The sequence below is a fragment of the Pilimelia anulata genome (genome assembly GCF_014647895.1).
GTDB classification, from domain to species: Bacteria; Actinomycetota; Actinomycetes; order Mycobacteriales; family Micromonosporaceae; genus Pilimelia; species Pilimelia anulata.
In genome coordinates, this window is sequence record NZ_BMQB01000006.1 from 328808 (window position 1) to 351357 (window position 22550).

The following is a 22550-nucleotide window of genomic DNA, read 5'->3' on the forward strand; positions in this document are numbered from 1 at the left end:
CCGGTCTACCGCGTCGGTCCGGCGGGCGCCGGCCGCACGGCCTGTGGCTATGGATGCCGGGGCACCGGCCCCGTCGGCCGGAGGGTAGCAATCCGGGGCCCGGCAATGTGCCCGGTCCGGCCGGGCGGTGCCCGATTCGCGATCCGGGGCCGACGGTAGGGTGCACGGGTGACCGACCCCGGCAGCACCCCCGTCCGCCGGCCGCCCCGCGCGCCCGGCGCCCGGCTCGTCGTCCTCGTCTCCGGCGGCGGCAGCAACCTCGCCGCGCTGCTGGCCGCGTGCGCCGACCCCGGCTACGGGGCCGCCGTGGTCGCCGTGGGCGCCGACCGCGACGGCGCCGCGGGCCTGGACCGGGCGGCCGCCGCGGGCGTACCGACGTTCGTGACCCGGCTGCGCGACCACGCCGACCGGGCCGCCTGGGACGCCGACCTGACCGCCCGGGTGAAGCAGTACGAGCCGGACCTGGTGATCTCGGCCGGCTTCCTCAAGCTCGTCGGCCCGGCGTTCCTGGCCGCGTACGGCGACCGGTACGTCAACACGCACAACGCCCTGCTGCCCGCCTTCCCCGGCATCCACGGCCCGCGCGACGCGCTGGCGTACGGGGTGAAGGTCGCCGGCGCCACGCTGTTCTTCGTCGACGCCGGCGTGGACACCGGGCCGATCATCGCCCAGGTCGCCGTGCCCGTCCGCGACGACGACGACGAGGCGGCGCTGACCGAGCGCATCAAGGTGGCCGAGCGGGCGCAGCTCGTCGAGTACGTCGGCCGGCTCGTCCGGCACGGCTGGACCATCCGCGACCGCAAGGTCACCATCGAAGGGGCAAGCACCGCATGAGCGACGCCGACGCCGCGCGCCGTCCGATCCGCCGCGCGCTGGTCAGCGTGTACGACAAGACCGGCCTGGCCGACCTGGCCGTGGCGCTGCACGGCGCCGGGGTGGAGATCGTCTCGACCGGCTCGACCGCCGCCGCCATCGCCGCCGCGGGCGTGCCGGTGACGCCGGTCGAGCAGCTCACCGGCTTCCCCGAGGTGCTCGACGGCCGGGTCAAGACGCTGCACCCGCGGGTGCACGCCGGGCTGCTCGCCGACCTGCGCCGGGACGCCCACGGCACGCAGCTCGCCGAGCTGGGCATCCCGCCGTTCGACCTGCTGGTGTCGAACCTGTACCCGTTCCGCGACACCGTCGCCTCCGGCGCCGGCCCGGACGAGTGCGTCGAGCAGATCGACATCGGCGGCCCGGCGATGACCCGCAGCGCGGCGAAGAACCACGCCAGCGTCGCGGTCGTCGTGGCGCCGCGGCAGTACCCCGACCTGGTCGCCGCGCTCACCGGCGGCGGCTTCACGCTGGCCCAGCGGCGCGAGCTGGCCGTCGAGGCGTTCCGCCGGACCGCCGAGTACGACGTGGCCGTCGCCTCCTGGCTGGGCGCGCAGGCCGCGCCGGCCGGGGAGTTCCCGGCCTGGGCCGGGGCGACCCGGCAGCGCGCGGCGGTGCTGCGGTACGGCGAGAACCCGCACCAGCGGGCCGCCCTGTACCGCGACGGCGACACCGGCCTGGCCGCGGCGGAGCAGCTCCACGGCAAGGAGATGTCGTACAACAACTACGTCGACACCGACGCCGCCTGGCGGGCCGCGCACGACCACGCCGAGCCGGCTGTGGCGATCATCAAGCACGCGAACCCGTGCGGCATCGCGGTCGGCGCGGACGTCGCCGAGGCGTACCGGCGGGCGCACGCCTGCGACCCGGTGTCGGCGTACGGCGGGATCATCGCCGCCAACCGCCCGGTGACCGCCGCCATGGCCGCCGCGGTGACCGAGGTGTTCACCGAGGTCATCGCCGCCCCGGCGTACGGGGACGGGGCGCTGGAGCTGCTGCGGGCCAAGAAGAACCTGCGCATCCTCGTGGTCACCGGCGGCGGCGACGAGCCGGTCGAGTACCGGCCGATCGGCGGCGGCCTGCTCGCCCAGACCCCCGACCGGATCGACGCCCCGGGCGACGACCCGGCGGGGTGGACGCTGGCCTGCGGCGACCCGGCCCCGCCCGCGGTGCTGGCCGACCTGGCGTTCGCCTGGCGGGCCTGCCGCGCGGTGAAGTCCAACGCGATCCTGCTCGCCGCCGGCGGCGCGACCGTCGGCGTGGGCATGGGCCAGGTCAACCGGGTCGACTCGGCCCGGCTCGCGGTCGCCCGGGCGGGCGACCGGGCGGCCGGCGCGGTGGCCGCCTCGGACGCGTTCTTCCCGTTCGCCGACGGGCTGCGGATCCTGCTGGACGCGGGCGTCCGGGCGGTCGTCCAGCCGGGCGGCTCGGTCCGGGACGAGGAGGTCATCGCCGCCGCGAAGGCCGCCGGGGTACCGCTGTACCTGACCGGTACGCGGCACTTCTTCCACTGACGAGCGCCGCCCGCCCGCCGGGGCCGTGCCGGTGCTGCCGCGCGGTCACGGCGGGTGACGTGGGAAAATCGGGCCTGCGCCCCGTGACCCACCGCGGGCGCGGAGGGAGTGCCCGGTGACGGCGACGGTGCTGGACGGCAAGGCGACCGCCGCGGCGGTCAAGGACGACCTGCGGCAGCGGGTCAAGGCGCTCGCCGAGCGCGGGATCGTCCCCGGGCTGGGCACGGTCCTGGTCGGCGACGACCCGGGCTCGCACGCGTACGTGGCCGGCAAGCACCGCGACTGCGCCGAGGTCGGCATCGCCTCGCTGCGCCGCGACCTGCCCGCCGACGCCGGCCAGGCCGACGTGGACGCCGCGGTCGCCGAGCTGAACGCCGACCCGGCCTGCCACGGCTACATCGTCCAGTTGCCGCTGCCGCGCGGCCTGGACACCCAGCGGGTACTCGAGGCGATCGACCCGGACAAGGACGCCGACGGCCTGCACCCGATCAACCTGGGCCGGCTCGTGCTGGGCTATCCCGGGCCGCTGCCGTGCACGCCGCGCGGCATCGTGCACCTGCTGCGCGCGTACGGGGTGGAGCTGGCCGGCGCGCACGTCGTCGTCGTCGGCCGGGGCACGACGGTCGGCCGGCCGCTCGGCCTGCTGCTGACCCGGCGCAGCGAGAACGCCACCGTGACGCTGTGCCACACCGGCACGACCGACCTCGGCGTGCACACCCGGGCCGCGGACGTCGTGGTGGCGGCGGCGGGCGTACCGGGGCTGATCACCGCCGACCTGGTCCGGCCCGGCGCGGCCGTGGTCGACGTGGGGATCACCCGGGTCGTCGGCGCGGACGGCAAGGGCGTCTACACCGGGGACGTGGCGCCGGACGTGCGCGGGGTGGCCGGCTTCGTGGCGCCGGTGCCGGGCGGGGTGGGCCCGATGACCCGGGCGATGCTGCTGGCCAACGTGGTGGAGCGCGCGGAGCGCGCCTGACGGGTGGTGGAGCGCGCGGAGCGCGCCTGACGGGTGGTGGAGCGCGCCGAGCGCGCCTGACGGGTGGTGGAGCGCGCGGAGCGCGCCTGACGGGCGGGCCCCATGGGGGGCCGCGTCGGGTGCGCCTTCGGGCGGCGGCGGTGACCCGGACGGGTGGCGCCGCGGGGTGCGGATTAGGGTCGCGGTAGGCAATCGCCATCCGAGCCGGACTCACCCGGGAGGGTACATGGGCAAGAAGGTCACAGTGGTCGGCGCCGGTTTCTACGGCGCCACCACCGCGCAGCGCCTCGCCGAGTACGACATCTTCGACACCGTCGTGCTCACCGACATCATCGAGGGCAAGCCGGAGGGCCTGGCCCTGGACCTGAACCAGTCCCGGGCGGTCGAGGGCTTCGAGACCGAGCTGGTCGGGCGGACGACCGGCACCGACGGCAGCGGGTACGAGGTCATCGAGGGCTCGGACATCGTGGTGATCACCGCCGGCCTGCCGCGCAAGCCCGGCATGAGCCGGATGGACCTGCTGGAGACCAACGCCCGGATCGTCCGCGGTGTGGCCGAGAACGTCGCCAAGTACGCGCCCAACGCCGTGATCATCGTCGTGTCGAACCCGCTCGACGAGATGACCGCGCTGGCGCAGCTCGCCACCCAGTTCCCGAAGAACCGGGTCATGGGCCAGGCCGGCATGCTGGACACCGCCCGGTTCACGAACTTCGTGGCCGAGGAGCTGAAGGTCCCGGTCGGCTCGGTGCGCACGCTCACGCTGGGCTCGCACGGCGACACGATGGTCCCGGTCCCGTCCCGCTGCACCGTGGACGGCAAGCCGCTGGCCGACCTGCTGCCGGCCGAGAAGGTCGAGGAGCTGGTCGTCCGGACCCGCAACGGCGGTGCCGAGGTCGTCGCGCTGCTCAAGACCGGCTCGGCGTTCTACGCGCCGTCGGCCGCCGCCGCCCGGATGGCCCGCGCGGTCGCCGAGGACTCCGGCGCCGTCCTGCCGGTCTGCGCCTGGGTGGACGGCGAGTACGGCATCTCCGGCGTGTACCTGGGCGTGGAGGCCGAGATCGGCGCCGAGGGCGTGCGCCGGGTGGTCGAGACCCCGCTGACCGAGGCCGAGCTGGCCGGGCTCAAGGAGGCCGCCGAGGCCGTCCGGGCCAAGCAGGCGGACGTCGCCGACCTCTGACCGGTCGGCGCGCGGGCCGGGGTGCGGCACCCGGCCCGCCGCGCCCGGCGGGCGGCGCCCGGCGGGCGGTGCGCGCCGGGCAAGCTTTTCCGGGCGCGGCGCGGGCCGCGGCCGCGGGCGGCGGGGCTCGCGGGCGGGCTCAGCTCGCGTTCTGCCAGAGGCCGATGACGTTGCCCTCGGGGTCGGTGAAGTACCCGACGAACCCCATGTCCCCCACGGCCTGCTTGGCGAGCACCGTCTTGCCGCCGGCCCGCTCCACCCGCTCCAGCGAGTCGGTCACGTCGGCCACGTCCACGGTCAGGACCGGGTGGTGCAGCGGGTCCTTGCGCTCGAAGATCCCGCCGTTGATCGCGCCCGGCTTGGTCGGCAGGCCGTTCTCGCCCGTCTGCGTGGTCTGGACGATCGTGTAGTTCATCTCCGGCATCGGATTGACCACCCAGCCGAAGACGTCGGCGTAGAAGCCGCGGGCGCGCTCGACGTTGTCCGCGGGGATCTCGAAGTGCACGACCTGTCCGCTCATGTGCCAGCCCCTCGTGGAGTGGTTCGTGACCTGCCTCTCCCGCGATGCTAGACCCGCGGCGGGGGCCCGGGTGCGCGTTGGCCGGACCCCGCCGCGGGCGGCTCGCCGGCCGGGCGCGGCACCGGCCGGGCGGGTCGAACGTGTCCGCCGCGCCCCGGGCCGAAACCCGGCGCCGGCGGGCGGTCCACCGTGGGCGGACGGTAGCCGGTTCGGGCATTCGGGCGCTGTCAGACATTTGTCACAGTCGGTTGGTTGACCGGCGTCGGGGCGGGTAGGCAGGCCCCGGCCCGGCCGCCGCGGCCACTACGCTCGGGTACCGGCGGGCGGCTTTACCCGGGTGCCGCACGTTGCAGTACGCTCGTACGGTTGGCAGACGTGTGTGAGAGGAGCGCCCGCGGGATGGCGAAGATCAAGGTGAACAATCCGGTCGTCGAGCTCGACGGGGACGAGATGACGCGGATCATCTGGAAGCAGATCCGCGAACAGCTCGTCCTGCCGTACCTGGACGTCGAGCTGGACTACCACGACCTGTCCATCGAGCACCGGGACGCCACCGACGACCAGGCGACGATCGACGCGGCGAACGCGATCAAGCGGCACGGCGTCGGCGTGAAGTGCGCCACCATCACCCCGGACGAGGCCCGGGTCGCCGAGTTCGGCCTGAAGAAGATGTGGCGCTCGCCGAACGGCACCATCCGCAACATCCTCGGCGGCGTCGTGTTCCGCGAGCCGATCATCATGTCGAACGTGCCGCGGCTCGTCCCCGGCTGGACCAAGCCGATCATCATCGGCCGGCACGCGCACGGCGACCAGTACAAGGCCACCGACTTCGTGGTGGACCGGCCGGGCACGCTGACCGTGACCTTCACCCCGGAGGACGGCACCGAGCCGATGGAGTTCGAGGTCGCCAAGTTCCCCGGCGGCGGCATCGGCATGGGCATGTACAACTTCGACGAGTCCATCCGGGACTTCGCCCGGGCCTCGTTCCGGTACGGCCTGGCCCGCAACTACCCGGTGTACCTGTCGACGAAGAACACGATCCTCAAGGCGTACGACGGCCGGTTCAAGGACATCTTCGCCGAGGTGTTCGAGGCCGAGTTCGCGGGCGACTTCAAGGCCGCCGGCATCACGTACGAGCACCGGCTGATCGACGACATGGTGGCCGCCGCGCTGAAGTGGGAGGGCGGCTTCGTCTGGGCCTGCAAGAACTACGACGGCGACGTCCAGTCGGACACGGTCGCGCAGGGCTTCGGCTCGCTGGGCCTGATGACCTCGGTGCTGATGACCCCGGACGGCCGGACCGTCGAGGCCGAGGCCGCGCACGGCACGGTCACCCGGCACTACCGGCAGTGGCAGAAGGGCGAGAAGACCTCGACGAACCCGATCGCGTCGATCTTCGCCTGGACCCGCGGCCTGGCCCACCGGGGCAAGCTGGACAACACCCCGGCGGTGACGGAGTTCGCCCAGACGCTGGAGCGGGTCTGCATCGACACCGTCCAGTCCGGCCAGATGACCAAGGACCTCGCGCTGCTGATCGGCCGGGACGCGCCGTGGCTGACCACGGACGAGTTCATGGCGGCGCTGGACACCAACCTGTCCCAGCGCCTGGCGGCCTGACCGCCGGCTGACCCGCGGCCGGGCCCCGCTCGCCCGGCCGGTCCGTCCGTTCGACGTCGGAGCGCGCCACCCCCGCGGGGGTGGCGCGCTCCCGTCGTCTCCGGTCCGTCAGATGCCGTGGCCGCGGCGGTGCAGCGTGGCCAGGACCCGGTCGACCGGCACCGCGCCGGTGAGCGCGGCCAGCGCGATCGCCGCCCGCGGCTCGCGCCAGTTGTGCCGGACCGTCTGCCGGGTCCAGTGCCACGCCTGCCGGCGGTCGCCGGCCGCGGCGGACCAGCAGGCGAGCTGCCCGTACACCCGGGCGGCGCCGGGGCGGCTCTCCCGGATCTCCGGGTGCCGGCCGAGCATCCAGCGCAGTGACGTGATCTTGGTGCCGTACTCGTACGCGAACTGCGACGTCCGCCCCCACAGCACCCGGACCAGCGGCTCGTCCAGGTGGGCGATCGGGCGGCGGCGGGCGGCGCGCAGCAGCAGGTCCCAGTCCTCGTTCTGCGAGCCGGGGGCGTCCTCGGCGACCAGGCCGATGCCGCGGTCGCGGGCGGCGACCAGGCTGTCCCGGCGGACCAGGAACGTCGAGGCGTGCAGCATCGCCATCCGGGACCGGGCCAGGTCGGCGACCCCGACCCGGTCGGTGCCGGCCCGGCGGGCGGTGAGCGCGCCGCGGAACTCGACCTCGATCGCGCAGGTCGCGAACTCCGCCTCCGGCCGGGTGCGCAGCAGCTCGACCTGGCGGCGCAGCTTGGCCGGCGCCCACACGTCGTCGTCGTCGCAGAACGCGACCCACTCGGTGTCCAGGTCCAGGATGCCGGTGTTGCGCGCGCCGGACAGGCCCGGCGCGCGGGTGTTGGCCAGCACCCGGACGGCGTCGGCCGCGACACTCTGGTCCGGCTCGGTGCGGTCGTGCACGACGACCGTGGTCAGCCGGCCGGGGTAGTCCTGCGCGGCGATCGCGGCGAGCGCGCGGCGCAGCAGCTCCGGCCGGTCCCGGGTCGGCACGACCACGCCGACCGACGGCCACGCCCCGCTCACCGCCCACCTCCCGCCCGCACGCCGCCGGCTTCGACCGCGCCGGCCGCGCCGCCGGTTCCCGCCGCGGCCGCCGGATCCCGCCGGGCCGCGGCGCCGCTGCCGGCCGCCGGGTCGCGCCGCGGCGCCGGGTCGCCCGTACCCGCCGGGCGGTCGCCCGCAGCCGGGTCGCGCGGTGGCGGCGGGGGAGCGGCGGCGGGGGCGGGGACGCGCAGCGGGTAGCCGTACCGGTGCAGCAGCGGCGCGCACAGCGCGGTGACCAGCCGGCGCTGGCCGGCGGGCAGCGCCGCCCGCCACGCGTCGTCGCGGCGCAGCGCGATCCGGCCGGAGGTGAACCGCATCGGGTTGCCGGCGGCGCTGTGGCCGGGGCGGACGTCGACGTGGCCCGGGCCGAGGAAGTCCGGGTCGGCGCCCGGCGGCAGCCCGGCGAACCGGGCCAGGTGCCGCAGCGTGCCGGCCGGGTCGGCGAGGAAGTCCTCGTACCGCAGCCGGGTCAGCGGCACCCCGCGCCGGCCGAGCAGGCCGAGCGCCGCGTTGTGCGCCGTCCACAGCAGTGCGCTGCGGGCGGGGGAGTAGCGGGTCATCTGCTCGCCCTCGGCCTCGGGGCGGGCGACGGTCCGGGTCCAGGAGTACGCGACGCCGCGCGGGTCCCGCACGACGTGCGCCACCCGCAGGTCCAGCGCGCCGGGGTGCAGCCAGCGCAGCACGTGGGCGAGCGCGCTGTGCTTGGACGAGTCGACCAGCACGGCCGCGCCGGTGACGGTGGCGGCGGCGCGGTACACCGCGGCGTAGTACGCGCCGTACGCGAGCACGTCGGCCCGGCGCCGCGCGGGCAGCCGGCGGCCGGCGAGCGCCGGGATGTGCCGGGTGCGCTCGACGGCGTCGCGCAGGGCCAGGACCCGGTCGACGTCCACGCCGGACCAGCCGCCGAACGCCTCCTCGCCCACCGCGGTCCAGAACGCGCAGTCGGCGAACGCGGCGCCGCAGCCGCAGCGCTCGTTGTCGCGGACGTCGCGCTGCCAGAGGTGGACCACCTCGCCGAGCGCGACGACGCCGGGCAGTTCGCCGAGGGTGCGTTCGAGCAGGGTGGTCCCGCTACGCCCGAGCCCCCCTAAAAAGAGGACAGATGCCACTTTGACCCTTTTCTAGTCGTTATACCCATAGAACGATCGATTAGGGGTCGGGGGGCGAGAGTTGTCGCAGCATGACACGTTCGCGCAGGTGGCCGTCGGCGCCGGGCGGTTCGACGCGTGTACGGAGGACGAGGTCGTGGCCGCCGTCCGGGCCGCCCTGCGCGACGGCCTGGGTGGTCGGATCATCACCCCTAACGTGGACATTCTCCGCCAGGCCCGGCGGGACCCCGCGGTGCGCGGGTACCTGGCCGACGCGGACCTCGTCGTCGCCGACGGGATGCCGCTGGTCTGGGCCAGCCGGCTCGCCGGCACGCCGCTGCCCGAGCGGGTGGCCGGGTCCAGCCTGCTGCTCTCGCTCGCGGCGGGGCTGGCCTGCGACCGGCGCTCGCTGTACGTGCTGGGCGGCGAGCCGCGCGACGGCGACGGCGACCCGGCCGGTCCGGACGGGGCGCTGCGGGCGGCGGTCAAGCTCGCCCACGCGTACCCCGGCCTGCGGATCGCGGGCGCGCACAGCCCGCCGTACGGGTTCGAGCGGGACCCCGACCGGCTCGACGCCGTGGTGGCCGCGGTGGCCGGGGCCGCCCCGGACCTGGTCTGCGTGGGCGTCGGCTTCCCCAAGCAGGAGTCGGTGATCTCGGTGCTGCGCCGCCGGCTGCCGGGCGCCTGGTACCTGGGCTGCGGCGCCGCGGTCAACTTCGTCGCCGGCGACCGGGTGCGCGCCCCGGAGTGGATGCAGCGCAGCGGCTTGGAGTGGGCCCACCGGCTGGCCAGCGAGCCCCGCCGGCTGGCCACCCGCTACATCGGACACGACGCCCCGTACGCCCTGCGCCTCCTGGCCGGCGCCACCCTCACCCGCTACCGCCCCGGCCAGCGCCCCCCGGCGGACTGACCCGTCCCCACCCGGCACCCCGCGTACGGACGTGAGGTGGGGAGGGGCGGGTGCCCCGGCAGGGGATCAAGCCTGACCGCCCCTGCCGGGGCACCCGCCCCTCCCCACCGTCCGAACGAACCGGGGAAGCCCGGCCGCGTCAGGCAGGCGGCACCCGGCGGGCGACGTACAGGACGGTCACCGCGAACCGGTCCGCCACCGACAGCCGGGTGAGCAGCGCGTCCACCGGCCGGACCAGCAGCCGCAGCCACGCCCGCCCGTACCAGCCGCGGGGGAACAGCGTGCACCCGCGCACCCGCTCCAACTCGAACCCGTGCCGCGCCAGCAGGTCGGCCACCTCGGCGTGGGACAGCTCGGCGTACCAGGTGGACTTGCCCCGGTGCCGCAGGTGCCGCAGCGAGTGCCGGTTGCCGTGGTTCTCCAGCACGAGCAGGCCCGCGTGGGCGTGCGGCAGGGCGGCCGCCGCGAACGCCAGCGCCCGGTCGCGCACCTCGGCGGGCACGTTCAGCAGCAGCCGGAACACCGTGACCAGGGCCGGGCCGTCGGCCGCCGCGGGCAGCGGCACCGGGCCGTCGGCCGGGATCACCCGCAGGTCGCCGACCGTGCCGTCCCGGCGGGCCCGGTCCAGCATCTGCTCGGACGGGTCGTACCCGTACGCCGTGCGCACCAGCCCCGCCAGCATCCGCATCCCGCGCCCGGTGCCGCAGGCGAAGTCGTGCTGCACCGGCCGGCGGTACGGGAACTCGCGGGCGACCAGCTTGCGCAGGTACCGCCGCTGCCGCGCGCTGACGATCGAGCTGTAGCTGCCCGGCGCGTACACCTCGTCGGCGTACTTGGTCACTGCCTGCTCGTCGGTGAAGACGGCCGGGTAGTCGGTCGTCGCGGTCATGCAACCCCCTCGGTGGATGGTCCGGCGCCGCGGCCTCCCCGCGGTCGCAGCGTGCGGAGCGCGTCCAGCGCGAGGGGGCGGCGCAGCAGCCGGGCCCCGGCGGCGTACGCGGCGCCGCCCAGCACCAGCGCCGCGCCGAGCCCGGCCCAGCCGCGGCCGAGCAGCGCCGTGGCCGCGGCGGGCAGCGCGCCGAACGCGGCCACCGCCAGCCCGGCGGCGGCCAGCGTGCCCCGGCCGAACGGGTGCAGGCCCAGCTCGCGCCGGACCCGGGCGAGCGGCAGCAGGTTGTTCACCGCGATGGCCGCGGCCAGGCCGAGGGCCGCGCCGAGCGCGCCGAGCCGGGGGATGGCCAGCGCGCCGACGGCGACGAGGGCGGCCAGCGCGATGCCGACGCTGAGCAGGTTCCACCGGGTGCGGCCGCCCATGGCCAGGACCATGTCGACCATGCCGCAGCCGGTGGCGAGCAGCATCGCGCCGGCGAGCACGGCCACGACCGCGCCGCCGCCGGCGTACGCGGGGCCGAACAGCCCGAGGTACAGCGGCGCGAACGCCAGCACGAGCAGGTGGATCGGCCAGGTGGCGAGGACGAGCCAGCCGGTCGCGACCCGGTACAGCTCACCGGCCCTGGCGGTGTCGCCCGTGCTCAGTGCCTCGGCGAGCCGCGGCTGGACGGCCACCGAGATGGCCTGGTTGGCGAGCTGCCCGGCGACGACGAACCGGCCGGCGACGGCGTACGCGGCGGCCGGGCCGAGGCCGCCGAGCGCGGCGACCAGCAGCACGTCGACCCGCTGGAGCGCGAGCTGGAGGACGGACGCGACCGCGCGCGGCCAGCCGAACGCCCAGAACCGGCGGCGGAACGCCCGCCGCCCGGCCCGGTCCACCGGCGGCCGCGGCCCGCCGGCCCGGACGGCGGCCCGGTGCACCCGGCGCAGGTGCCGGGCCGCGGCGAGCGCGGTCGGCAGGTACGGCCCGGCCCAGGCCAGCGCGAACGCCCACAGCGGCACCGGCCGGTGCCCGGCCAGCAGGCACAGCCCGCCGACGCCGACGAGTTGCAGCGCCGGGCGGGCCAGCCGGTCGAGCAGGACGGTCGGGCGCATCGCCCGGTACCCGCGGGTCGCGGCGAGCAGGGTGTCGGCCAGCGCCACCGCCGGCAGCAGGACGGCCAGCGCCCGCAGCGGCTCGGCGACCAGCGCCGGGTCGTGCCCCTCGGCGGTGGCCCGGGCGATGGCCGGCGCCGCCCACCAGAGCAGCCCGCCGAGCGCGGCCGCGGCCAGCCCGACCGGGACCAGGCCGGCGCGCAGGCCCTCGCGCAGCAGCTCGGGGGTGCCGCCGGCGCGCAGCCGGGCCGGCCAGTAGACCAGGCTGGTCGACGTGCCGAGCTTGGCCACCCCGCCGGCCAGCGTGAACGCGGCCACGGCGGCGAAGAAGCCGCCGGCGGCGGCCGGGCCGAGGCCGCGGGCGACCGCCCAGGTGACGCCGACGCCGCAGACGGCCGCGACGCCGCCGCCGACCAGGTTGGCCGCCCCGCCGCGCGCCACGGCCGCGGTCTCCCCGCGGTCGGCGCCGGCCTGCCCACCGGCGCCGACCGCCGCAGCCGGGCCGCTTGCGGCGGCCGGACCGTCCGGCGTGAGCGGCCCGTCCGGTGCGGCCGGGTCGTCCGGTGCGGCCGGGGCCGGGGGAGGCGCGGGGGCGGGCGGGGCGGCCCGGGTCACCGCAGGCGCCAGATCGGCGGGCGGCCGAGCCAGTGGCCCAGGTGCTCGTCGTACGGCGCGTAGTAGTCCCACAGCGCGGCCCGCAGGTTCGGGTCCATCGGCGCCGGCCGCGGGCGGGCGTTGTGCCGGGCGAAGTCCGGGTACCCCATCGAGGGCAGGCCGAGGAACGCCAGCACCTCGTCGTACACCTTCTCCGGCGTGGTGAAGAAGCGCTCGCTCTCGACCACGTGGATGCGCTCCCGGCCGAGCACGTCGGCGAGCTTGGCCAGCCGGCTGGCGTACTCGCCGCGGGCCAGGTACGCGTGGTGCTGGTGGCTGAAGCTGTAGTACGCCGGGTCCGTGGCCAGCCGCTCCTCCTGCCCGGCCAGCCGGCGCGGCTCGGCGGCCAGCGCGTCCGGGAAGGAGGTCAGCGGCTCGAAGCCGCGGGCCACCTCGTGCGCGTGCTGCGAGTACGCCCGCTCGACCGGGTCCCGGACCAGCACCAGCAGCTTCGCCTTCGGCAGCCCGGCGGCGATCCGGCGGCCGGCGAGCGGGTGGTACATGTAGTACGGGCTCGACTCGAACGTCTGCGGGTTCACCCCGGTCGCCGCCCGCACCCGGGCGGCGGCGCGCTGGGTGGGGAAGTGGCCGCGGTACCACTGCGGGCCGCGCGCGTACCCGGTGTCGAAGTAGTGCACCCCCTTGTGCAGCACGGCCTTGAGGATCGCCGGGTGGGCGGCGAGCGCCCGGTACAGCGACGTGGTGCCGCAGCGCTGGCCGCCGCAGATGAGGAACGACGGCAGCATCCGGTCGTCGGCGGTCAGCCGCCCGTACGTCCGCCAGCCGGCGTGCGCGACCTGCTTGACCGGCATGGGCACCCGGTCCCCGGTGATCAGCCTCATCGGTCCGCCACCCGGGCCACCAGGACGGGCAGCAGCCAGGTGCCGAGCACGCCCAGCCGGGCGCCGGCCTCGGCCTGCCGGTCGGCGAGGTACCGGGCGGCGAGGTCCACGAGGTACAGCAGCGCGGTCACCTCCCGCGCGTCCGGCGGCACCTCCGGCAGCAGCTTGTCCAGCCGGGCCAGCGTGCGGGTCAGCGCGGCGGTCGCGTCGGTCGTGCCGGCCAGCCGCTTCTGCAGCTCGTGGTGGACGGCGTCGAAGCCCATCGGGACGCCGACCCGGTACCGCTCCCAGTCCCAGACCAGCAGCGTGTCCACCAGCGTGGCCATGTTCCACGGCGACCAGTCGCCGTGCCACCCGCCGTACCGCAGCTCCGCGGCGCCGTGCCGGTCGACCAGCGTGCGGGCCGCGTCGGCCAGGGTGGCGCCGTCGGCGGTGTCGGTGAGCAGCGCGAGCCGGGCGCGCAGGTCCCGCCAGTACGCGCTCGCCCCCAGCGGCCCCGCGCCGACCGCGCCGGCGTGCGCCAGCTCGCGCATCGCGGCGGCCAGCTTGTCGTCGGTCAGCGGCGCCCGGGGCAGCCAGACCGGCAGCGCCGACTGGACCAGCACCTCGTGGCCGTTCCACTGGCCGTGGTGCAGCAGTTGCGGCACCCGCAGCCGGGTCAGCGACGCGTCGGCCAGCGCGGTCAGCGCCGCCGCCTCGTGCCGGACCAGCGTGCGGGTCAGCGGCCCGGTGCCGAGCTTGGCGTACGCGACGGTCTCGCCGGCCGGGGTGATCAGTTGCAGGACCGGCTTGCGGTTGGCCCGGGCCGGGCCGATGTGCACGCTGACGTGCAGCTCGGCGCCGAGCGCGGCGGACAGGTACCCGTCGATCGTGCCGGCCGGGTCGCCGGTGACCGTGACCCGGTCCGGCAGCAGCACGGCGTCCGCGCCGGTGCGCAGCGCGGCGATCACCGCCTCGCGCTTGAGCCGGGCCAGCCGGGAGCCCGGCTCGGCGTACCGGCGGACGGCCGCGGCGGCGACCCGGCGGGACGCCACCGGCACCATCAGCACCGGCCGGCGGGCGTGCGGCACCAGCGCGTACGCGGCCACCGCGTCCGGCGCCGGGCGGGCTATCGCCCGGGTCTGCGGGTAGAGCACGCCGAGGACCTCCTCCAGGTACGCGGCGCGCCGGTCGCGGTCGTCGGCCGTCAGGCCGGCCGGTGCGGTCTGGAGTGGACTCATGCGGAAGACCCCCGGAGGTGCTGGCGCCAGAGCAGCGCGTACCCGAGAAACGTGAAAATCAGGGGGGTGACCAGGGCGTTGTACCAGAGCGTCGCGACCAGCGAACTGATCAGCGTGACGCTGCCGGCCAGGCCGACCGCCGTGTGGTCGCGGCGGAACCGCCACAGGCCGTAGCCGAGGAAGCCGAGGTACCCGATGGTGCCGGCGAGCCCGTGCGCGTACAGGAGCTGCCAGAGCTGCCCGGTGCCGCCGATGGTGAAGTTGCCGCAGCGGGCGCAGTCGGCGCGCTCGCCGACGGTGATGGAGTTGCGGCCGCCCAGCGTGCTGCGGGTGGAGCCGTACCCGACGATCGGGGTGGCGAGCAGCCCCTCGACGGACTTCTCGGCCAGGTACGAGCGCACCCCGTTGGACTTGCCGTTGTCCAGCCGCGCGGTCAGCACGTCGCCGAGCGGGGTGGCCAGGACGAGGCCGCCGGCGAGCAGCACGGCGCCGGCGAGCGCGCCGAACGCGGCCAGGTTCCCGCGCAGCGCCAGCCGGACGGCGACGTACACCGCGGACACGGCCAGCCCGATCCACAGCCCGCGGTTCAGCGAGATGATCACCGGGGCGATGCTGGCCGCGAGCACGCCCGCGGCGAGCAGCTTGAGGCCGGGGCGGCCGAGCCGGCCCCAGACGGCGGCGATGAACCAGCCGACCAGCAGGCAGTAGTTGTTGCCCCAGGTGTTCGTGTACCCCCACGGCGCGGCCGGGCGGGGGGCGGCGCCGCCGACCAGGTCCATGATCTGCGCGGCGTACGGGTGCACCAGCGATTGCACGAACGGCTGGTTGCGCACCCCGGCCGGCAGCAGCAGCTCCACCGGCGAGGTGAAGGCGAAGTGCCCGGCGACGATGCCGAGGAAGCCGCCCGCCACGGTCACGCCGAACAGCCAGCCGAGGAGCTGTACCAGCCGGCGCCGGGGCAGCTCCGCCTCGGCGAGGTTGCCCGCGTAGAGCAGGACGACGGTGGCCACGCCGTACTGGCTGATCCGGTACCCGGCGCCGAACAGCCGGTCGCCGATCGCGCCGGGCACCGTGCCGGGCGGGTCGGCGTCCAGCGCGGCCAGGCCGATCACCACGGCGGCGAGGAAGACCAGCCAGAACAGGAAGCCCGGCGGCGTGCGCAGCACCCGGCCGCTGCGGTGGGCGCGCAGGAGCAGGTACGCCATCGGTACGGCGGCCAGCGAGAAGACCAGCACGCCCAGGCCGAGCGCCCACCACAGCGGGAACGCGGCCAGCGGCGCGACCAGTGGCCAGGCCGGCAGCGGGCGCAGCCCGCCGGCGTGCCGCCCGGCGACCGTCGGGTGCGGGTCGGTGGCCGCGCGCGGCGGGCCGGCGGCCGGGGCCGGCGCGGTCACCGCCGGCTCGGGGCGGGCACCGCGGCGCGCGGCGCGTCGGCCGGGCGGGCCGGCGCCGGGACCGCCACGTCGAGCGCGCGGATCGGCGCGGGCGCCGTGCGCGGGCGGCGGAACGCCCGGGGCAGGATCACCGCGCCGAGCAGCCGGACGCCGACCCGGCGGAGCTGCTCCTCGGCGTCGATGAGCTGGACCCGGCCGGTCAGGTGCAGCGGCACCGTGATGATCGCGGCGTCGGCGTCGCTGGCCAGGCTCTGCGCCTCGGCGCCGGTGGTGGTGGCCGGGGCGGCGATCACCACGTACTCGCCGCAGTCGCGGACCGCGGTCAGCGCGGTGCGCAGCGTCGGCGCCGTCAGCGGGTCGGCGTCCTTGACGGCGGTGACCAGGACCCGCATCCCCGGCACCTGCGGGCACGGGTGGGCCGCGTCGGCGACGCTCGCCTCGCCCTCGGCGACCGCGCCGAGGCCCGGCCCGTCCGGCAGGTCGAGCAGGACGGCCAGCTCGTTGCTCGCCGCCCGGTGGGTGCTGACCAGCACGACGTCGTCGCCGGTGCGGGCGAGCGCGGCGGCCAGGTTGGCGGCGACGAGCACGCCGCTGGGCCCGTCCACGGTGCTGGTGACGAGGATGACCCGGGAGTCGCCGTCCAGGCCGGCGATGACCTCGTTGCGCAGCCGGTGGAACATCCGGCCGCCGGGCCCGTGCGGGGTGAGCAGCCCGGCCGGCGCGGTGCGCGCGTCCAGGGCGGCCAGCACCGGTACGCCGGTGCGGCGCCGCACGTCGCCGGTGTGCCGGATCCGCCGGCCGAACCGCTCGCGCAGCAGCGCCACCCCGGCGCCGAGCATGAGGCCGGCCATGGCGCCGGAGGCCAGGTACAGCATCCGGTTCGGCGCGATCGGGGTGTCCGGCAGCGCGGCGTCGCTGATCACCCGGCCGACCCGGACGGTGGCCGTGGTGAGCTGGTTGTTCTTCTCGGCCAGGTTGTTGATCTGGTTGACCAGCGTCTGCCGCTGGCTCTCCAACTGCGGCCGCCCGGCGCCGCCGCGGACGGTCGCCAGCCGCCGGTTGACCCGGGTGAGCGCGACGTTGAGCTGGTGCAGCCGGGTGCCGAAGGCCCGCCCCTGCCCGCCGAGCACCGCCCGCGCGGTGGCCTCGCGGTTGGCCAGGTACGCCGCGGCGACCGCGCGCGAGCGCGCCTGCGCCTGCTGCGGCGTCGGGCCGGTGACGCTGACCCGCAGGACGGTGGTGTTCGCCGGCACCTCCACCCCGACCGAGGCGACGAGCTGGTCGGAGGTGACCGTCCGCCCGAGCAGGTCCGCCGCCGCGGCCGCCACCGCGTCGGAGCGGACGACCTGCGCCTCGGTGTCGAGGTTGATCGCGTCCTTGGTCCGCCCGCCGACCACGTTCGTGTCCTGCCCGGCGGGCTGGACGAGGACGGAGGTGGTCGCCTCGTACGTGCGCGGCACCGTCCGGGCGACGAAGTCCGCGGCGAGGACGCCCAGGCAGGTCAGCAGGAGGACGAGCCAGCCCCGCCGGCGGAGGAGTCCGACGTAGTCGGGCACGGTGGCAGGTCCCGGTGCGAGGACGGGCATGCAGGCCCCTTCGTGCTGGTGTCGGGTACCCGTTCGGAGGGCCGAGTGAGGGTCGGCCGGAGCGCCGGTGGGGGCGGCGTGCGGGCAGCTTTCTCTGACCCAACGCCCGATTACCACCGTTAGTTATTAATTTGTCCGTATTGTTCCCCCAGATGTGAGGGAGATCCGCTTCTGGGTGAACCTGGCGTGTCGCGTTACCGCGCGTCGGCGGCGCCGCCCGCGGTACCCGCGCGGGCACCCGCCGGGGCGCCGGTCGGGGCGCCCGCCCGGGCACCCGGGGCGTCGGCCGCACCCGGCGGCGCTGTGGCCGGCGGGGGCGGGTCGGTCGGGGGAGGGTCGAGCAGGGCGCCCGGCAGCGTCAGCGTGAACGTCGAGCCCCGCCCGGCCGCCGAGGACAGCGTCAGGTCCCCGCCGTGCGCCCGGGCCAGCCGCCGCCCGATCGCCAGCCCCAGCCCGGTGCTGCCGGCCCGCTCCGGGCCCACCCGCCCGTACGCGCGGAAGACGAGGTCTTGGTCGGCCGGGTCGATGCCGGCCCCGGTGTCGGCGACCCGGACCAGCACGTCCGCGCCCCGGGCGGCGGCGGTCACGGTGACCCGCCCGCCCGGCGGCGTGTACTTGATCGCGTTGGACAGCAGGTTCTCCACGATCTGCCGGAACCGCAGCGGGTCGGCCGACGCGGTGAGCCGGGCGGCCCGCACGTCCACCCGCAGCGCCCGGTCCGCGATCATCGGGTGCAGCGCGGCGAGCAGCTCGTTGATCGCCGCGTCGACCCGCACCGGGCGCCGGTCCAGCTCGACCCGCCCCGACTCCATCTTGGCGAGGTCCAGCAGGTCGTTGATGAGCGCGAGCAGGTGCCGGCCGCTGCGGTGGATGTGCGCGACCCAGTCGGCCTGGATCGGGTCGGTCTCGGCCAGGTCCGCCCGGACCAGGTCGCTGAATCCGATGATCACGTGCAGCGGCGTGCGCAGGTCGTGGCTCATCGCGGCGAGGAACTCGTTCTTCGCCCGGTGCGCCTCGGTCAGCGCGGCGACGGAGGCGGCCAGCTCGTCGGCGAGCGCCCGCTGCCGGACCAGCAGCGCCCCGCGCTCGGCGAGCACGGCGACCTGCCGGGCCGCGTCGGCGAGCGGCAGCAGGTCGTCCTCGGCGAACAGGCTGCGGCCGCGGTTCAGGGCGACCAGCGCGCCGCCGCCGGGCAGCGGCACCGCGGTCAGCCGGGCGCCGGGGCGGGCGGCGGCGTAGCGCGCGGCGAGCGGGCCGCCGCGCCCGCCGGGGCGCAGCAGCACGGGCTGCGGCGCGGCCAGCAGCGCGGCGAGGTCCGCGGCGGCCGGCCGGCCGGGGGCGGCGGCCGGGTCGGCGGTCCCGGCGGCGCGGCGCGGCGGGCCGCCGGCCGGGCCCGGGAGCAGGACGTCGACCGCGTCGGCGCCGGTCGCGTCGCGGACCGCCGCGGCGTACCGGTGCCACAGCCGGTCCGCCGGCTCGGTGGCCGGGGCGTCGGTGATCCGCCGGTGCACGCGGTGCAGGGCGGCGGCCGACCACAGCCGGCGCAGCCGGTCCGGCGGCACGAACGCGACGAAGTACGCCCCCGCCGAGGAGAGCAGCAGCAGCCGGTACAGCACCTCGGCCGCGACCCCGGCCGGCGTCACGCCGACGATGTGCGCGCCCGGCGTGACCGTCCAGCCGAGCAGCCCGGTACCGGCGGCGACGGCCACGACCGCGACCAGCGCCCACGAGCCGCGCGCCCCGGCGCGCAGCCGCAGCGCGGACAGCCCGCGGCGGTGCCGGGCCTCGGCGCCCAGCGTCCGCGCGGCGACGACCTCGGCGCCGACGAACAGCGCCGCGTACGCCGCCCCGAGCAGCGGCGGCACCGGCCGCTCGACGAGCAGCAGCGGCGGGAACAGCGCGACGGCGCCGGCGCACGCGGCCCGGCGCACCCAGCGGTCGACCGGGCGCATCGTGTCGGCGAGCCGCAGGACGAGGTACGGCCGCAGCAGGTATAGCGCCGACACCGCGGCGACGGCGGCGACCAGCGGCCGCCCGGTGACCAGCCGGGCGCTCTCCACGACGGACACCGCCGCGCCGACCAGGAAGATCAGCGCGATCAGCCCGGCGATCGGGTCCCGCCGGCGCCGGTAGCGCAGGGCGGCGTACCCGGTCAGCGCCAGCGACAGCGCGGCCGTGAGCCACGCGAGCGCGTCCTGGACCGCCACGCCCGTCAACCGCCGATCGTCGAGACGCCGCCCGGGGCTACGCGGGCTCGACCCAGCCCGTCTCGGCCAGGTACCCCAGCACCACCGCGGCGGCCTCGTCGACGCTCAGCCGGGTGGTGTCGATGACGAGTTCGGCGTCGGTCGGCTCCTCGTACGGGTCGTCGATGCCGGTGAAGTTCGCGAGCTGCCCGGCCCTGGCCCTGGCGTACAGGCCCTTGCGGTCGCGCTGCTCGCACACCTCCAGCGGGGTGGAGATCCAGACCAGCACGAACCCGGCGCCGGCCTCGATGGCCGCCCGGCGGGCGGCGGCGCGGGCCGCGGCGTACGGCGCGATGGGGCAGCAGATGGCCAGCCCGCGGTGCCGGGCGATCTCGGCGGCGACCCAGCCGATCCGGCGCACGTTGGCGTCCCGGTCGGCCTTGCCGAAGCCGAGCCCGGCGGACAGCTCGCGGCGCACCACGTCGCCGTCGAGCAGGGTGACGGTGCGCTGGCCGTCCTCGCGCAGCGTGTCCGCGACGGCCCGGGCCACGGTGGACTTGCCGGACCCGGACAGCCCGCTGAAGAACAGCACCAGCCCGCGGTGCCGGCGGGCCGGGCGGGCCCGGGCCAGCTCGCGGGCGACCGCCGGCGGGGTGTGCCACTCGGGGAGCGGGAAGCCGCGCTCCAGCGTGTCGTTGATCTCGTCCGGGCGCAGCGCGAGCCGGCGCGCGCCGGGCGGGATCTCCTCCAGCGAGCGCCACTGCCCGTCCCGCTTGTCGTAGGCGAGGTCGCGCGGCACGAGCACCCGCGGCCCGCCGCCGGAGATCATCGCCTCGCCGGTGGAGAGCAGGTGGGTCACGCCGTACGCCGCGGCGACCCGGGAGCGCAGCACCGCGGTGCCGATCTCGTCCGGCCGGCGCGGGGCGGGGACGGCCACGATCGTGGCCCGGGGGAGCCGGTCGCGGGCGGCGAGCACGGTCCGCATGAGCACCTCGGGCGCGAGCCCGTCCGGGCCCGGCTCGTCGACCGGGACCATCACGAGGACGTGCGCGGACAGCGTCCGGGCCGCGTGGGTGATCTGGGCGAGCTGCGGCCGGTGCAGCGGCCGGTCGGCGAGCACGCCGAGCACCCGGCCGAGCGGCAGCGTCGCGCGCACCTCGGCCGGGGTGAGCCGCAGCCGGGCGAACGGCCGGTGCCCGCCGTCGCCGACCCGCTGCACCGACCCGCCGACGCCGGCGGCGCCGGGCCCGGCGGGCCAGAGGTCGGTCGCGGACAGCGCGGCGATCGGCGCGCCCTCGGGGTCGGTGAGCACGACCGTACGGCGGTCGCCGCCGAGCTGCTCGGCGACGGCGGTGGGCAGCTCCAGCGTGACCGGCACCGGCCACGGCGTGCCGTCGGCGAGCGTGCCGCGCTGGGCGACCGCGCGCAGGTCGGCGGCGCCGTGGAAGCCGGCCAGCGGGGTGTACGCGCCGCTGAGGAGCAGTTCGAGGTCGGCCAGCTCGGCCGGGCGGGGGGTGTGGGTGGGCGAGTCGCGCAGCACGTCCTCGGGCAGCGGTGACCTATCCAACGCGACCCTCTCCTCGGCCCCGGAAATCGCCGGTCCGGCACGACCGACCGGCACAGTCTGTCAGGACCGTCGGACGAGGTCGAGGCGGCTATGCCGTTCGTTCGTACTTGTACGCTTTTGTAGGCTTTTGCCGGATATTGCAGACTCTGCTGTGAGGAGCCCGGATGAGCAAGCGCCCCGCCCGCCGCCGGCTGCCCGTCCGGGTCGCGGCGATCCCGTGGCGGACCGGCGTCGCCGCCGCCACCGGGACGCTCGTCCTCATCGCCGGCGCGGCGTGGTACGCCGTCCGGCCGCTTCCCTCCCGGCAGCTCGGCAAGCCGGTGCTGCCGAGCCCGTCGGTCTCCGGTGCCACCCGGCTCGGCCCCGCGCCCGCGCCCAGCGGCTCGGGCAAGCTCGCCCCCGACTGCCGGGTCGGGCTCAAGCTCGTCCCCACCTGCGGGGTGCTGTGGGGCGTCGCGCCCGGCGCGTTCACCGTCGACCGCGGGACCCGCGCGCTCGCGGCCTTCGAGCGCAGCACCGGCCGCACCCAGTCGATCTACCACGCGTACCACCGCGGCCAGAAGGGCCTGTTCCCCACGGCCGCCGAGCGCCGGCTCGCCGCCGAGCGCGGCCGGGAGCGGCTGCTCTTCCTCAACTGGAAGCCGACCAGGCTGAGCTGGGCCGAGATCGCCCGCGGCGGCGCCGACGGGTACCTGGACCGGCTCGCCGCGCACATCCGCCGCACCCACCGGGAGCGCTTCTTCTTCACCGTGCACCACGAGCCCGAGGACGACGTGCGCCCGCGCCCCGGCTCCGGGTACACCGCCGAGGACTACGCGGCCATGTACCGGCACGTCGTCACCCGGCTGCGCAGCCGCGGCGCGACGAACCTGGTCAGCGTCATCGTGCACATGGCCTACCCGAAGCTGACGAGCCAGTGGTGGTTCGACGCGCTGTACCCCGGCGACGACGTGGTCGACTGGATCGGCTTCGACACGTACGCCTACAGCGACCCCGGCTACGGCCACGGCGACTTCGCCGAGCTGGTCAACCGCCGCTCCGCCCGGTACGGCTGGCCCGGCTTCTACACCTGGGCGACCACCCGGCACCCGGACAAGCCGCTGATGGTCGCCGAGTGGGGGGTCTGGCACTCGGGCGCCAACACCGCCCACCAGGAGCGCTTCTACCGCAGCGTGGCCCGGCAGATCGGCAACTTCCCGCGGATCCGCGCGATGGTCTACTTCGACACCCCGAGCGACCAGCGCAAGCGCGACTCCCGGCCGACCCGGACCCGGGCCGGGCTGGACGCGTTCCGCACCCTGGCCCGCGACCCGGTCTTCTCGGTCCGCGTGGGACCGCGCCGCTGACCACACCGGACCACCGCAGGACCCCGCCACCGGCCCGCCGGCGG

The 22550-nt window shown here is 76.6% G+C and carries 18 protein-coding genes; 7 read left to right on the forward strand and 11 right to left on the reverse strand.

The features are described from left to right. Positions 1-168 precede the first annotated feature (168 nt). The 4 genes from purN (at position 169) to mdh (ending at position 4540) form a co-directional block, all read left to right on the forward strand. The gene (purN, locus tag IEY94_RS15730; protein WP_189170915.1) at positions 169-834 is read left to right on the forward strand and encodes a phosphoribosylglycinamide formyltransferase; all 666 of its coding nucleotides are present in this window, start codon (positions 169-171) and stop codon (positions 832-834) included. Beyond that, entirely contained in the window at positions 831-2387 is a 1557-nt protein-coding gene (gene purH, locus IEY94_RS15735) for a bifunctional phosphoribosylaminoimidazolecarboxamide formyltransferase/IMP cyclohydrolase (protein WP_189170916.1), read from the forward strand. Before purN ends, purH begins: the two co-directional genes overlap by 4 nt. 115 nt (positions 2388-2502) lie before the next feature. After that, a complete protein-coding gene (locus IEY94_RS15740; protein WP_189170917.1) occupies positions 2503-3363 on the forward strand; it encodes a bifunctional methylenetetrahydrofolate dehydrogenase/methenyltetrahydrofolate cyclohydrolase in 861 nt (286 codons plus the stop codon). A gap of 226 nt (positions 3364-3589) precedes the next feature. Beyond that, positions 3590-4540, forward strand: coding sequence for a malate dehydrogenase (gene mdh / locus IEY94_RS15745; protein WP_189170918.1), 951 nt, complete (start codon positions 3590-3592; stop codon positions 4538-4540). Positions 4541-4679: 139 nt separating this feature from the next. Here mdh and IEY94_RS15750 read toward each other — a convergent pair whose 3' ends face one another. Then, positions 4680-5060, reverse strand: coding sequence for a VOC family protein (locus IEY94_RS15750; RefSeq protein WP_189170919.1), 381 nt, complete (start codon positions 5058-5060; stop codon positions 4680-4682). A gap of 399 nt (positions 5061-5459) precedes the next feature. Between IEY94_RS15750 and IEY94_RS15755 the strand changes: the two genes are divergently transcribed. Further along, positions 5460-6677, forward strand: a complete 1218-nt coding sequence (locus tag IEY94_RS15755; protein ID WP_189170920.1) for an NADP-dependent isocitrate dehydrogenase — start codon at positions 5460-5462, stop codon at positions 6675-6677. 108 nt (positions 6678-6785) lie between these two features. Here the strand turns inward: IEY94_RS15755 and IEY94_RS15760 are convergent, their stop codons facing one another. Next, on the reverse strand, positions 6786-7706 hold the full coding sequence (locus tag IEY94_RS15760) for a glycosyltransferase (RefSeq protein ID WP_189170921.1): 921 nt from the start codon (positions 7704-7706) through the stop codon (positions 6786-6788). Further along, positions 7703-8836, reverse strand: a complete 1134-nt coding sequence (locus tag IEY94_RS15765; protein ID WP_189170922.1) for a sulfotransferase — start codon at positions 8834-8836, stop codon at positions 7703-7705. The genes IEY94_RS15760 and IEY94_RS15765 overlap by 4 nt, the downstream gene beginning before the upstream one ends. A gap of 61 nt (positions 8837-8897) precedes the next feature. On the opposite strand from IEY94_RS15765, the gene IEY94_RS15770 reads away from it, so the two are divergent. Then, positions 8898-9725: a WecB/TagA/CpsF family glycosyltransferase gene (locus IEY94_RS15770; protein WP_229783986.1), complete on the forward strand. Its 828-nt coding sequence runs from the start codon at positions 8898-8900 to the stop codon at positions 9723-9725. A 139-nt stretch (positions 9726-9864) separates the two neighbouring features. On the opposite strand, the gene IEY94_RS15775 is transcribed toward IEY94_RS15770, so the two are convergent. From IEY94_RS15775 to cysC, 8 genes are all read right to left on the reverse strand, one after another. After that, positions 9865-10614: a methyltransferase domain-containing protein gene (locus IEY94_RS15775; RefSeq protein WP_189170923.1), complete on the reverse strand. Its 750-nt coding sequence runs from the start codon at positions 10612-10614 to the stop codon at positions 9865-9867. Next, on the reverse strand, positions 10611-12326 hold the full coding sequence (locus IEY94_RS15780; protein ID WP_229783989.1) for a lipopolysaccharide biosynthesis protein: 1716 nt from the start codon (positions 12324-12326) through the stop codon (positions 10611-10613). The genes IEY94_RS15775 and IEY94_RS15780 overlap by 4 nt, the downstream gene beginning before the upstream one ends. Beyond that, positions 12323-13207, reverse strand: a complete 885-nt coding sequence (locus IEY94_RS15785; RefSeq protein WP_189170924.1) for a sulfotransferase domain-containing protein — start codon at positions 13205-13207, stop codon at positions 12323-12325. The genes IEY94_RS15780 and IEY94_RS15785 overlap by 4 nt, the downstream gene beginning before the upstream one ends. Next, positions 13204-14427 (reverse strand): hypothetical protein, encoded by a 1224-nt coding sequence (locus IEY94_RS15790; protein WP_189170925.1) that lies wholly within the window; start codon positions 14425-14427, stop codon positions 13204-13206. Before IEY94_RS15790 ends, IEY94_RS15785 begins: the two co-directional genes overlap by 4 nt. Beyond that, complete coding sequence (locus IEY94_RS15795) at positions 14424-15821, reverse strand: O-antigen ligase family protein (RefSeq protein WP_229783992.1); 1398 nt, start codon at positions 15819-15821, stop codon at positions 14424-14426. Before IEY94_RS15795 ends, IEY94_RS15790 begins: the two co-directional genes overlap by 4 nt. Then, positions 15818-17407: a GNVR domain-containing protein gene (locus tag IEY94_RS15800; RefSeq protein WP_189170926.1), complete on the reverse strand. Its 1590-nt coding sequence runs from the start codon at positions 17405-17407 to the stop codon at positions 15818-15820. Before IEY94_RS15800 ends, IEY94_RS15795 begins: the two co-directional genes overlap by 4 nt. A 194-nt stretch (positions 17408-17601) precedes the next feature. Continuing rightward, positions 17602-19614: a sensor histidine kinase gene (locus tag IEY94_RS15805; protein WP_229784064.1), complete on the reverse strand. Its 2013-nt coding sequence runs from the start codon at positions 19612-19614 to the stop codon at positions 17602-17604. Between the two features lie 37 nt (positions 19615-19651). Continuing rightward, a complete protein-coding gene (gene cysC, locus IEY94_RS15810; RefSeq protein WP_189170928.1) occupies positions 19652-21160 on the reverse strand; it encodes an adenylyl-sulfate kinase in 1509 nt (502 codons plus the stop codon). 164 nt (positions 21161-21324) lie between these two features. Between cysC and IEY94_RS15815 the strand changes: the two genes are divergently transcribed. Next, complete coding sequence (locus IEY94_RS15815) at positions 21325-22506, forward strand: glycosyl hydrolase (RefSeq protein ID WP_189170929.1); 1182 nt, start codon at positions 21325-21327, stop codon at positions 22504-22506. Positions 22507-22550: the final 44 nt, after the last annotated feature.

Bases quoted from the DNA above. Each gene is read 5' to 3' on its own strand.
- purH (WP_189170916.1), top strand. From the start codon at position 831: ATGAGCGACGCCGACGCCGCGCGCCGTCCGATCCGCCGCGCGCTGGTC.
- mdh (WP_189170918.1), top strand. From the start codon at position 3,590: ATGGGCAAGAAGGTCACAGTGGTCGGCGCCGGTTTCTACGGCGCCACC.
- IEY94_RS15750 (WP_189170919.1), bottom strand. From the start codon at position 5,060: ATGAGCGGACAGGTCGTGCACTTCGAGATCCCCGCGGACAACGTCGAG.
- IEY94_RS15755 (WP_189170920.1), top strand. From the start codon at position 5,460: ATGGCGAAGATCAAGGTGAACAATCCGGTCGTCGAGCTCGACGGGGAC.
- IEY94_RS15775 (WP_189170923.1), bottom strand. From the start codon at position 10,614: ATGACCGCGACGACCGACTACCCGGCCGTCTTCACCGACGAGCAGGCA.
- IEY94_RS15785 (WP_189170924.1), bottom strand. From the start codon at position 13,207: ATGAGGCTGATCACCGGGGACCGGGTGCCCATGCCGGTCAAGCAGGTC.
- IEY94_RS15790 (WP_189170925.1), bottom strand. From the start codon at position 14,427: ATGAGTCCACTCCAGACCGCACCGGCCGGCCTGACGGCCGACGACCGC.
- IEY94_RS15800 (WP_189170926.1), bottom strand. From the start codon at position 17,407: ATGCCCGTCCTCGCACCGGGACCTGCCACCGTGCCCGACTACGTCGGA.
- IEY94_RS15815 (WP_189170929.1), top strand. From the start codon at position 21,325: ATGAGCAAGCGCCCCGCCCGCCGCCGGCTGCCCGTCCGGGTCGCGGCG.